This window comes from Chryseobacterium amylolyticum (assembly GCF_051011775.1).
Classification (GTDB): Bacteria; Bacteroidota; Bacteroidia; order Flavobacteriales; family Weeksellaceae; genus Chryseobacterium.
On sequence record NZ_JBPCHX010000007.1, the window covers coordinates 221,459 to 233,125 of the forward strand.

The following is an 11,667-nucleotide window of genomic DNA, read 5'->3' on the forward strand; positions in this document are numbered from 1 at the left end:
TTCAATTTTTTTTGATTCACCTTAATGACGACTGGTATTCTTCTATGGGGACATTTTTATTATAAATATGAAAGTTAGTGCACATTCATGGTTGTTCTGAAAACACTTACTGCATTTCCGGTAATACTGACGGTATCAGGCTTACTATCTTTGATATTGACACTTACTTTTACTCTACCAACCCTGTTGATGGCTTCACCCTGTTTTCCGGTAAATTCAAAGGTGTCATCGGAAGTCTCAATGATTTTGTGTTGAATAAGATAGCCTCCAAGTGGTCCGTTCGCATTTCCTGTAACAGGATCTTCAGTAATCCCGATGGCAGGAGCAAACATTCTTCCGTTGGTTAATATCTCTTTTTCATCGGTATCGAAAGTAAATACAAAATATCCGTTACAGCCAATTTCCTTACTAAGTTTTGCCAAAGCGGTAAGATCAGGAGCCAGATGACTTAAAATCATATTGCTTTTAATACCGATCATTACTTTTGAATGTCCTGTTGAAGCAATTTGTACCGGACATTTTTCATCAAGATCATCCATTGTCAGTCCCAGTGCTAGTACAATTTTTTGAGTCATTGCAGGATCAAAAGCAGGACTTAGCTCAAATTTCCCCTGTGTCATGGTAATAAGATAATCATTGTCTTTCCTTTCAATATAAATCGGTAATATGCCGATTGGTGTATGTATTCTGATGGTACAGGAATCCAGATGATCTTCCTGAGCTTTTGCATAGAGTGCCGCAATTGTGGCATGCCCGCAGGAAGGCACCTCTGTGGTGGGAGTAAAATACCGGATGTGATAATCAAAATCTTCTCCGGGATGAGCAGGTTTAAAAACAAATGCAGTTTCAGAATTATTAAGTTCCCTCGCAATAAGTTGCATTTCTTCAGCTGTCATATTTTCAGCATTTAACACAACTCCAGCCGGGTTTCCTTTGAACTTTTCTTTGGTAAAAGAATCGATTTGATAAACGATAACTTCTTGCATAACGGATGATTAGGTTTACTGTAAAAATACGGAATCAAATTGGGTATCCGGTAGCTGTTTTATTGTTATTTGGGTAAATTCTTTGAACCCTTTCAAAAAAAGAAGACCACAATTTACAGGTAAATTGTGGTCTTCTTCAACTAAGAACTATTTAACTATGATTCTGTCTTAAGATAGCCATAATGTAAAGCAGTTTCCTTTCCGAATAAGCTTGAGAAAATATTCTGAAACTCATGGATGTATTTGCACTTGATGGCGTTTCCGTATATTTTCAACCCTTCCATTATTTTTCTGGAGCTCAGGTCGATATCATATTTTATAAATGCTTCCGGTCTTTCATATCGTATACTCTGGTCCGAACTGTCAGTCCGTGAGAATCCCAGCTTTTCAAGCCATTCTTCGGTTATTCTGATGGGCTTGATGGAAGCGGCCGGGACCGAAATACTGTGAATATCATTTTCAATTTTAACAAAATAAGCCTGGTCGACATTCTGAAAGATCTCAGTGATCGTATAAATCTGATTTTTGTACTCGACTAAGTTCTTGATTTTTAGATCTGCTACGTTCATAATATTTTGATTTTTAGGTGGTGATATGGTCCTTGATAAACAGCAAATAGTATGCCCGGCATTACATGGCCAGCCGTTGTTTTAAGTGAGATTAGGTTAAATTTTTACTATAAAAAATTAATAATGTGTTAAAATAGTACACCAATACACGAATTATAGCATTTTCACGAAAAATAAAGTGTGGTATCTGTGTGGTATCAGCTTTTTGCTTTTTCCCTTGGATTCACATTAGCTGTGGTCAAAAGGAGGGCAATAATAACAGACAGAATAAGGACACCTATGAAAATATTCCAGGAATAAGCATGAAGAATATAACCGGTACCGCTTCCCAGAATGCTTGAACCAAAATAATAGAAAAGCCAGTAAATAGAAGTTGCTGAAGACTTCCCACGCTTGGCATATAAAGCTGTCATCTGGCTGGCCATAGTATGTGCCGCAAAGAAGGAGAGGGTAAAAAGACCAAGGCCGAAGATAAGAACATACATATTTTCCGATAGCAGCAATGCAGCTCCGGTGAGCATAAACAGGATAGAGCCCTTAAGGATACCGTTCATGGGAAATCTTCTGGAAAGACGTCCCACAATCATAGTTCCGAAGACTCCGAAAATATACATCAGAAAAATAAAAGCAATAATAAAGTGGCTTAATGAAAATGGTTTCGCTTCCAGTCTGAATGTAAGGTAATTATAAGCGCTTACAAAAACTCCCATCAGCAATGCAGCAGTACAGTATAAACGAAGCATATAAGGGTTGGTAAGGAAAAATTTCATCTGTTTTACCTTAAGATGATAATCCGTTTTCTGAGGATTGAAAAACCTTGATTCCGGGAACAGTTTCCAGAATACAGCACCCAGAATGAGGCTTTCTATTCCGATAAGCAGCACAGCATTACGCCATCCGAATTCACCGGCAAATAAAGTGGCCAGTATTCTTCCGCTCATTCCTCCGATCGTATTGCCGCTGAGATACATACTGATGGCAGCAGGCACAGCAAGAGCATTCACCTCCTCTGTAAGATAGGCCAAAGCTACCGCAGAAACTCCGGAAACAACAAAACCTTTCAACACCCCGATAGCAATCAGAAGACTTAAAGCAGGAATCCAGGTAGAAATGATGGTAAGCATGGCAGATGAAATCAGCGAAAAGACCATCAGGTTTTTTCTTGAATAGCTGTCAGCTTTGAAAGCAAAAAATAATAATCCCAATGCCATACCTATTGTAGAGGAGGAGACAAGCAGGGAAGTATCACCTACGGATACCCCAAACTGCTGTGCTGCCATTGGCAGCATGGGCTGAAAGAGATACAGCTGTGCAAAAACCGAAAGTCCTGAAAAAAAAATACAAAGTTTTATGTATCGGAGACGCCGGCTTCCCTGAAAAGCTTTTTCAGATGAATTCATGAGTGTTTGCAATTACAATGCAGTGGATTAAACAGAAAATTAAGTCCCGTAAATTTCCTGATTATTTTCCGGATTTAAAAATTATTGTCTCAATGATTTTTATTGGTGAAACAAATCAGTGCACCTGTAAATTGCTGATATATTCAGATGGAGTAACGTTTTCCATCTGTTTGAATACCCTGTTGAAAGTAGATTGGTTGGAAAATCCTGCCTCGGTGTAAATATACATCAGGGTAACCTTTTCAATATCATTTTCATGAAGAAGTCTTTTCACGCATTCAATCCTGTGCATATTCAGATAATTGTTGAAATTGGGGTAGCCCTTTGCACGTATTGATTTTGATATATAACTGCTGTTGATATCCATTACTGTAGAAAGCTTTGAAATATTGAAATTCACATCTTTATACAGTTGTTTTTCCTGCATGACGGATTCGATTTTTTCAAACAGTTCATCTGCAAAAGGAATTTTTTCTGCCACCGGAGCGGACTGAGTTTCTGCAGCATGAACCTTGCTTTCAATTTCGTGGTAAATTTCAATACGTTTTATTTTATCCTTAAAATAGAGCAGGAGTGATATAACAGCAACATTGGAAATCATAAGGATCGTATCTGTAATTCTTACATCATCCTGACTGTGCAGAGGGAAATCAAAGCTGAAGTTTTTTGATATAAGATATCCTGCTGCAATATTCAGTACAACAAAGAGACTGTAAATGAAGACATATTTCCTTGAAAAGAAAACATAGGCTGCCAGCGGAATAGGGATAAGCCAGACAAAACTTGCTATGGAATTATTCCAGAACACAAGCATGATGTAAAAATTGTAAAGAGTGGCAATAATAATATAAGAATGCACCATAACATTTACAGAGTAAGTCTTGCGTACAATCAGGTAAGTATACACGAGCAAAAAAAGTCCTCCGTAAAGATACCAGGCCATGACCTGATCCGGAATGATAAAGGTAAATATCAAACCAAAGACGGCAAGAATAACAGACATCAGAATGTTGTAATAATAGATCAGCTGTCTTTTGTACTGTTCAATTTGTATGTCTTTTGTGGCGGTCATTTGTGGCAAGAGATAATTTTTTAAATCATTCAATATAATATATTGCAGTCATTTTTCAGAAAATAACTGATTTAACTATTTGATTTGCAGTTCATTGTGTTTTATTGAGCCGTTTCCGGTTTTTCATTGATTATTCAGAAAATTGATTGGTCAATGCAGATAACTTTGCAACCGCTAGCTCTTAAAGGCTGATTGATGGTATGTCAATTGACCTGCACGATTTATTTCCTTTATAAATCAATAATTTTTAAACAAATATACTAAAATGAAGAAAATAAAATTAACTCTTTCCGGTATTATGATGTGCCTTTCACTGGCTGCCTATTCCCAGGTTGGTATTAATACAGATTCTCCAAAAGTAACATTGCAGGTAGAGGGTAAACCCGATGCTGCAACAGTTCCCGATGGAGTAATGGCACCAAGGTTAACTGGGGATCAGCTGAGAGCTAAAGATAATGTCTACCTGGCTGCGCAGACCGGAACATTGGTTTATGTGACTCAGCCTGTAACCGTGCCTTCTGCAAAAACTGCAAAAGTAGACAAGGCCGGTTATTATATGTTTAACGGAACAACATGGAAGTTTGCATTTGGAGGGGTGGATGATGATATTACAATCGGAGATTTAATTTATTACCATGGAAGCATACCTGCCGGGGTTTCCGGAGTCAACACGCTGGCCAGCACATATCTTTCAGATCTTCCTGTTCTGGGCGGTTTTTTAAGGCTTGATGCACAATTTGACAGCAGTTCGGCAGGAACAGGAGCTGCCACAACTTTCAACCCAAGGCTTTATAATGTAGGAACATCAGATGTGAAGATCTGGGTATCAGAAATGTCTACTCATACCGGAGATTCGGACAACGGAAATATTAAATTATCACCAGGTGCCTACAGGCAGTTTGATGATGGTGTTTACCTGACGCAGACCCATAATGAGACCGTAACATTTGATATCACCATACAGGAGCCGGAGCCAAGATGGTACAGAGTATATTATGCATTCCGTGTTGATAACAGGTCCAGCACAGGAAGCAGTAATGCAACCACAACGGACTCCAATACTTCTGATAATACAAGAGAACTGTACCTTTCTGTACAGAGACTGTATTAAAGCTGTTACATGATTCTAAAAATACAATGATATATAAAAATAAACAAATCAACAGGTTATCTGTTTTCTAATGAGATTTGTGTTTTTTCTGGGGGCTGGAATATAATAAGGGTTCCGCCCCCTTTTTTAATGCATCATTTCATATACCTTGATCAGTTCTGCAATATTGGTGACATCAAGCTTTTGAAAAATTCTTTTTTTATAAGTACTTACAGTAGACATCTGAATATTAAGTCTGTTGGCAATTTCAAGATTTCCGTTTCCGTCTGCAAGAAGCTTGAAGATTTCGTATTCTCTGGATGACAGCTTTTCTACAGGATTATTTCTTTTGTTTTGAATAATCAGACCGATCAGCTCTGCAGGATAGAAATACCCTTTTTCAATTACCGTTTTCACTGCATTTTTAATTTCTTCTTCACTGCTTTGTTTGTTCAGGTATCCTTCAGCACCTTCTCTGATATACTGAATTGCAACATCTTTGTCATATCCTGAAAATATGAGGATCTTAAGGTCGTTCTGTATGCTTTTAAGCTCCGGAACCATTTTTTTATATTGGGTTCCCGGCATATCAATATCCAGAATGAGAAGATCATACCTTTGGTTTTCCAACTTCTTTTTCACCTGGTCATAGTTTTCCGCAAAATCTATTTTCAGTCCCGGATAAGCAGTCTCAAGGACCAGAGAGGTTCCGGCCCTCACTACATAATGATCATCAGCGATTAAAATTTTTTCATTCATAGAGGTTAGTTTTTATTGAGTGTTATTTCCACAATCGTTCCCTGAGGCTGGTTTTGCCTGAAACTTATTTCAGCATTGATCTTTTTTACCAGATGAATCACCATATGCAGCCCCAGTCCTTTTCCCTTGAAGCTGGGAGTTTCCAGTTTTGGGTTTCTGAACAGGTTCATATAAATGGCAATCTGTTCTGCAGACATTCCTGTTCCCGTATCAGTAATTGTTATTATGGATTTTTGCTGGCTTCCATTAATAGCCATGGTTATATTACCCTCGAAGGTGTTTTTCACAGCATTATCAAGGATGTTATGAATAATGGCTGTTAAAATACTTTCATTTACTCTGGAATAAACCTTCTGCTCAGAAAGATTGGTTATTGTTGTTCCTTTTTCTTTTGCGATTTCACAGAACAGTCTGTTCTTGATTTCCAGGATTCTGTTGATAGGATATTCTTTTTCTTCAAAGATGTTCTCGGCTTTATAAAGCTCGGTGTATTCTTTTAAATTGAGGGTAAACTGATACAGCTGCTCTGAGGATTTATAAATACTGTCAAAATACTTCTTCTGAAGTTCCACATCATCAGACTCATGAAGCTTTTGCGAAAGCATGGCAATAAACCTGATAGGAGTTGTAATATCATGGCTGATGGTTTCTACCAGTTTCTTCTGGTATTCCGTTTCTTTCTGCAGATTGCTTTTTACCAGCTCAAGGTGAAGGGATGTTTCTTTCAGCTCAGAGTTTTTATTATGTACTATCTGTTTCAGCGCCTTATTTTTTATCCTTAGGAAATTAGTCGTTAGCTGAACAATAACTATAATGATGATCAGGATTATGATAGAAACTGACACTCTGAAAAGCAGTGTCTGATAAAAAAGAGGCTGGATTTTGAAACGTACTGTCCTCACTTCATATTGCCCGTCCGGAGAAACCAGTACCCGAATGCTCAGGGTATAATCTCCCGGAGAAAGATTGCTGATCGTGTATTTTAGCTCCGTTCCTGTTATAACCTTTTCCCATTCAGTATTTTCTTTTCCCGATATCCTGGCTTCAATATAAAGATTTCCCGGATTGGAAAAATAAGGAATGTCAATAAAGACCTCTGCTGTTTTGTAATCATTCTTTAAATCAAATACCTGATGGAAATACTTAGGTTCAGAATTTCCGATTTTTACCCTTTCAATATAAATTTTGTTTCTGTCCGGATAATAAGTCCGGATACTGTCCGGATTGAAAAACAAAAAGCCATCCATCGACGGGAATACAAAATCCCCGTTTTCAAGAGCATATGCGTTAGGTTCTGAGCTTCCATTAAATTCATTCGTCAGAAAGCCGTCTTTTTTGGTGAAACGGTAATAGAATACCGGAGTGTTTTTGTTGTCTGCATAGCGCAGCAACTGTTTTTTAGGAACCTTAAACATACCGTTATTAGAAGAAATCCAGTAATATCCTTTTTGATCTTCAAGAATATAATGTGCAGACTTCAGGTAATCATTGATGTCATTCGGCATTTTGATAAGCCTGTGGTTTCTGAGAAGATAAAATCCGCTTTTATTCGTAGTAATCCATATCAGATTATCCTTTGTCCTGATAATACTTTTAACATGGATGTTTTTCATTATAGGAGTTATCCTGTTGCTCCCCAGCATTACAGAATACAGACCGTCACTGTTTCCGGTCAGAATTTCATTTTCACTGTACTGATAAAAAGTATTGATGAAACTTTTAAAATTAAAGGTATAATCCGGCTGGGTAAATATATCCTTCCTGTAAAGGTGGAGCTGGGTTCCTGAAGGATGGGTAAAGGCTGTTCCGTAAAGATTTCCGCTTTTCATAAAAGACTGAAGTCCTTTTCTGCACAGAGCAGAATCCTTCTTTTTATATCCTGAATTTTTATAAAACCTCATAATACTGTTTCTCTTTCTGATCAGAATATCCCCGGAATTGTCATACATCATCAGGTAATTGTCATTGTACCCGAAAAGATGCTTGTTTACAATGCCGTTTCTCCCGAATTCTGTACCGTCTTCACTAATGATCGTATTCTTACTGAAAGGAAGGGAGGTATAATAAACATTATTGGAAAAATCAGCTTCTTTTTTTGAAATATAAAAATTGGAAAGCTTAACGATATTCAGTCCGTTATTGAGCGTTCCAAGATATAATTTATTGAAATCCTTGTCATAGAACATAGCACAGTAAGGATGGTTTCCGATTTCCTCATATTTTACAAGAAATTTCAAACGAAGACCACTGGGAGAACCTTCTACGATATAAATAGTATTGTGGTTGATAATGAAAGTCTGATCCGTGATCTGCTGCCAGTAAACTTTGGTATCCGGATGATTAAAAAGCGTAGGTTGGGAAGAAACGGAAAGATGACCTTTGCAGATAGAGTAGGTTTTTCTTTTTTTCAGATCATTGATAAAAAGTGTATCATTAAAAACAAAAGTATTGTTCAGATCTTTATTGGTAAAGGGAAGTCCGATTTTTGTTTCTTTTTTTCCTTCCTTATAGATAATGGCATTTTCTGTAAAATGATAAACAGAATTCTTAAGCCGGATAAAATATTGCACATCATTATAGAAATCCGATGTAATGATGTTGTTCGCAATACGGTGTATAATGCTTCCCCCTTTGGAGTAGATTATTTTATCATCTTTGGTAATGTTTGCAAGCTTCGGGAATCTGTTTTTAATGATGATCTTATTCTCCTGAAAATTATTAAGAACCGTTATACTGTCAAGAAGCGGATCTCCGATAAATTCACCGAAATGCAGGTTATTTACCCTGAAATTATTAAAAGTAATAAACGAACTTCCATCATACCGTACCAGTCCGTTTTCTGTGGAGATCCAGATAAAGCCATATTTATCCTTGACGATGGCCTTTGCACTGCTTTGCGGAAGCCCATTATCTATGTTGTACCACGAAGAAGTGTGGCGCTGTCCGGAAATGTTTAAATATATGCAAGCAAAAATAAATGCCCAGATTCTCATATATGTGCAAGACTTATCTTTATCTGCTGCTAATGCAATAGATGGTTAATAATAATATTTGTATAAGTCAAAGTCTTTTTAAAGGGCAGGAACGATTGAGAATAAATTTTTATCATTGAAGTTTTCTGGTCTTTTGTGTTTTATATTTTTTGATCGTGTAAAAATAGTGAAATTATGGAGATAAATCAGCATCTTACCTCCTGTTTTCTGTAAGTTATATGGTGGTTTGCCGTTAATATGGTACTCAGAATTTTCCAAAAAATTATGATATATCAATAATAAGTGATAAATTTATGACAGATTCATTTTAAAATCCTTCAGTAAATCATAGTGGTGTACCGGGCTTTGGATTTATTTTAGAATTTATAAATGACAAATATTGATGTGTCTGTATATTTTTTACAGATTTATTAATAACGGCTTAAGCTTTTTTTAATTGTTATTTGTAGTAATAATTTGACAAAAATCTGAGGTTAATTCTACATGACATCTTTGCCAGGGCTCATGGATATTCATATTTTTGCAAAATATTCTCATAACGACTAAAGAAGCTTTATTGTCAAAATAATGATTCTAAGAACACAAACGGTTTTTATCTCAAAAACACAAGAGGCTGTACTGATAAACAGCCTCTTTTTGTTTCTAACCCTCACGGAATGACATTTTACAATAAAAAACCTCCCGGAAATGATGGGAGGTAAATAAAATTGATTGTATATTGAAGTATAATTCAATCACTATTGATGTTTTTCAAGCCATTGCAGCCTGCGCTGATCCGGAAGATGCTTTACTTTAAAGTTTTCAAAGGTGGCATTGAATCCTTCTCCGTCAGGACATGCTGCCATTAATCCGACCATCACAGGAGTATTATCCTGAAGAGGAGCATTGCGCATCATGATATAGTTCTTGTCATCAAAAGAATAGAAAATCTCAACAGCATCCAGCCTTCTTACCGCTTTTATCCATACTGCAGGAGGTGTTTTCTCCAGTGTAATGACACTCCAGTCACTTTTGTTGTGGGTTACTACCGTGCTTAGATTATATTTTCCATCTACAAACTCTACTCCTGCTTTGATATAATGCTCCTTATCTGTTCTCAGCATAAGCCCCATCTGGTCAAATCTGGCTTTATAGCTCCCGGTTATTTTTACTTTTGCTTCAAATTCGCCGCCATAAGTTGTATAATAAAAAGGAGCGTCATCTACAGTAAATCCATAATGTGAAACCCTCCAATAATCACTTTGAGGGGTTACGAACATCGAAAGACTGTTGTTTTTTATTTCCCATTTTTCAGGCTCGTTAAACCAGGTCATTTTCTCCAGGGTCTGGGCGCAAAACTTTTGAGTAAGGAATAAGGTGCAAAAACCTAAAATCAATTTCTTCATTCTCTTTGAAATAAGTTCTAAACGTAATTATTATTTTAGCAAAAGTATTATTAAACAACATTTTCGTCAATACTGATAAATAACCATTATGGAAATCCGTGAACAGCTTAGCGATAAATTACTTGATAGCACTTCAAAAAAGTGCCTGCTTGATATAGAAATCTATAAGCAGAGGACTCTGGCATATTCGCAGATGGAAGGTGCAATAGGTGTACTGAGTGATATGCAGGCGAATAAAAGTTATATTTATAAGTCTGAAGCGGCAGCAGAACTTGGCCTCAGTACAGATGAAAATCCTGCAGAAATTGAAACCATCTGGGAAGAAGAAATGCTGAAAAAGATACATCCGGATGACCGCCTGAAAAAATATATCCACGAACTCCGTTTTTTCAAATTACTTGATACGATGGAAAGGAAGGAACGTACAGCGTACAGTGTGCTTTCAAAAATCAGGATGAAAGATAAAAATGAAAAGTACAGATGGGTGAATCACCGTATGTTTTATATTTATTCACCTGACAACGGAAGGCTGAGGCTGGCATTATGCCTCTATAATATGGCCCTGACTTCATCCAATGCCCCTGATTTTATGATTGTGAATATGATAAAAGGAGAAGTGGTTGTAAAAGATAAGCTTGACTATAAAAGTATTCTGAGCCCGAGAGAGCTGGAGGTCTTGAAGTTTGTAGGTGAAGGATATGCCAGCAAAGAAATTGCAGATCTGCTGTCTATAAGCGTCAATACTGTAAGCCGCCACCGCCAGAATATTCTGGAAAAGTTGAAAGTAAAAAATTCTACGCAGGCTTTTAAAGATAGTTTTTATTAAACGTTGAGTTTAAATATCCGAAAAGTTCACCATGCTGTTTTGCATCTAATGATTAATTTTATAATTTGAATACAGATTAAGAAGAACCCTGAATGATGAAAAGAAGTGAAGAGATCACCCGTCAGTATTTTACCTTTTTAGACAAGCATATCCGGGATGTTATCTCCGGGGCTGTTCCGGAATTTATGGAATTGAATGAAATTGCCGGAGAGCTTGCGGTGTCCCATAAACATCTTACCGATACTGTTAAAAAGGAAACCGGGCAGCATCCCTGCTTTTTTTATGATGAAAAAATTATTGAACAGGCCAAATATATGCTCGTTACTACCCGTAAATCTGTAGCAGAAATTGCCCGTATTTTTACGTATGACCCTTCCAATTTTTCAAAGTTTTTCAAAAAAATGACCGGTCATACACCTGGGGAATTCAGAAAATCCAATAAATCTTAATCCGTCTGTTTTATTTCTTTAAAATTGCTTTAGAAGGGAATTTACGGCAAATTCTGTCTCTAGGTAGGGATTTAATCATGCTGTAATGACGGTTTAAAGATAATTTAGTGAATTATATTGTTAAAATTACCCGAAAAT

At 36.8% G+C, this 11,667-nt stretch carries 10 protein-coding genes; 3 read left to right on the forward strand and 7 right to left on the reverse strand.

The window, feature by feature from the left end:
• Positions 1 to 74 precede the first annotated feature (74 nt).
• The 4 genes from ACR1PO_RS19555 to ACR1PO_RS19570 form a co-directional block, all read right to left on the reverse strand.
• Complete coding sequence (locus ACR1PO_RS19555; RefSeq protein ID WP_433987890.1) at positions 75 to 986, reverse strand: PhzF family isomerase; 912 nt, start codon at positions 984 to 986, stop codon at positions 75 to 77.
• Between the two features lie 155 nt (positions 987 to 1,141).
• A complete protein-coding gene (locus tag ACR1PO_RS19560) occupies positions 1,142 to 1,555 on the reverse strand; it encodes a hypothetical protein (protein WP_332387156.1) in 414 nt (137 codons plus the stop codon).
• Positions 1,556 to 1,752: 197 nt separating this feature from the next.
• Positions 1,753 to 2,955 carry an MFS transporter gene (locus ACR1PO_RS19565; RefSeq protein WP_433987891.1) on the reverse strand — a complete coding sequence of 401 codons (1,203 nt, stop codon included), beginning with the start codon at positions 2,953 to 2,955 and terminating at the stop codon, positions 1,753 to 1,755.
• 115 nt (positions 2,956 to 3,070) lie between these two features.
• Positions 3,071 to 4,027 (reverse strand): helix-turn-helix domain-containing protein, encoded by a 957-nt coding sequence (locus tag ACR1PO_RS19570; protein ID WP_433987892.1) that lies wholly within the window; start codon positions 4,025 to 4,027, stop codon positions 3,071 to 3,073.
• Positions 4,028 to 4,292: 265 nt separating this feature from the next.
• Here ACR1PO_RS19570 and ACR1PO_RS19575 point away from each other — a divergent pair, with 265 nt between their 5' ends.
• On the forward strand, positions 4,293 to 5,138 hold the full coding sequence (locus tag ACR1PO_RS19575; RefSeq protein WP_332387152.1) for a phage tail-like protein: 846 nt from the start codon (positions 4,293 to 4,295) through the stop codon (positions 5,136 to 5,138).
• A 126-nt stretch (positions 5,139 to 5,264) separates the two neighbouring features.
• On the opposite strand, the gene ACR1PO_RS19580 is transcribed toward ACR1PO_RS19575, so the two are convergent.
• From ACR1PO_RS19580 to ACR1PO_RS19590, 3 genes are all read right to left on the reverse strand, one after another.
• On the reverse strand, positions 5,265 to 5,876 hold the full coding sequence (locus ACR1PO_RS19580) for a response regulator transcription factor (protein ID WP_332387151.1): 612 nt from the start codon (positions 5,874 to 5,876) through the stop codon (positions 5,265 to 5,267).
• A 5-nt stretch (positions 5,877 to 5,881) separates the two neighbouring features.
• Entirely contained in the window at positions 5,882 to 8,869 is a 2,988-nt protein-coding gene (locus ACR1PO_RS19585; RefSeq protein WP_433987893.1) for a sensor histidine kinase, read from the reverse strand.
• Between the two features lie 737 nt (positions 8,870 to 9,606).
• Complete coding sequence (locus tag ACR1PO_RS19590; protein WP_332387147.1) at positions 9,607 to 10,254, reverse strand: DUF1349 domain-containing protein; 648 nt, start codon at positions 10,252 to 10,254, stop codon at positions 9,607 to 9,609.
• An 88-nt stretch (positions 10,255 to 10,342) separates the two neighbouring features.
• Between ACR1PO_RS19590 and ACR1PO_RS19595 the strand changes: the two genes are divergently transcribed.
• Together ACR1PO_RS19595 and ACR1PO_RS19600 are read left to right on the forward strand one after the other, a co-directional pair.
• The gene (locus ACR1PO_RS19595) at positions 10,343 to 11,080 is read left to right on the forward strand and encodes a response regulator transcription factor (RefSeq protein ID WP_433987894.1); all 738 of its coding nucleotides are present in this window, start codon (positions 10,343 to 10,345) and stop codon (positions 11,078 to 11,080) included.
• A 92-nt stretch (positions 11,081 to 11,172) separates the two neighbouring features.
• Positions 11,173 to 11,529, forward strand: a complete 357-nt coding sequence (locus ACR1PO_RS19600) for a helix-turn-helix domain-containing protein (protein WP_332387145.1) — start codon at positions 11,173 to 11,175, stop codon at positions 11,527 to 11,529.
• The last annotated feature ends 138 nt before the right edge of the window (positions 11,530 to 11,667 follow it).

Excerpts from the sequence above, each read along its gene's own strand:
- ACR1PO_RS19595 (WP_433987894.1), top strand. The coding sequence starts at position 10,343 with ATGGAAATCCGTGAACAGCTTAGCGATAAATTACTTGATAGCACTTCA.
- ACR1PO_RS19565 (WP_433987891.1), bottom strand. The coding sequence starts at position 2,955 with ATGAATTCATCTGAAAAAGCTTTTCAGGGAAGCCGGCGTCTCCGATAC.
- ACR1PO_RS19555 (WP_433987890.1), bottom strand. The coding sequence starts at position 986 with ATGCAAGAAGTTATCGTTTATCAAATCGATTCTTTTACCAAAGAAAAG.
- ACR1PO_RS19585 (WP_433987893.1), bottom strand. The coding sequence starts at position 8,869 with ATGAGAATCTGGGCATTTATTTTTGCTTGCATATATTTAAACATTTCC.
- ACR1PO_RS19600 (WP_332387145.1), top strand. The coding sequence starts at position 11,173 with ATGATGAAAAGAAGTGAAGAGATCACCCGTCAGTATTTTACCTTTTTA.
- ACR1PO_RS19575 (WP_332387152.1), top strand. The coding sequence starts at position 4,293 with ATGAAGAAAATAAAATTAACTCTTTCCGGTATTATGATGTGCCTTTCA.
- ACR1PO_RS19570 (WP_433987892.1), bottom strand. The coding sequence starts at position 4,027 with ATGACCGCCACAAAAGACATACAAATTGAACAGTACAAAAGACAGCTG.
- ACR1PO_RS19590 (WP_332387147.1), bottom strand. The coding sequence starts at position 10,254 with ATGAAGAAATTGATTTTAGGTTTTTGCACCTTATTCCTTACTCAAAAG.
- ACR1PO_RS19560 (WP_332387156.1), bottom strand. The coding sequence starts at position 1,555 with ATGAACGTAGCAGATCTAAAAATCAAGAACTTAGTCGAGTACAAAAAT.
- ACR1PO_RS19580 (WP_332387151.1), bottom strand. The coding sequence starts at position 5,876 with ATGAATGAAAAAATTTTAATCGCTGATGATCATTATGTAGTGAGGGCC.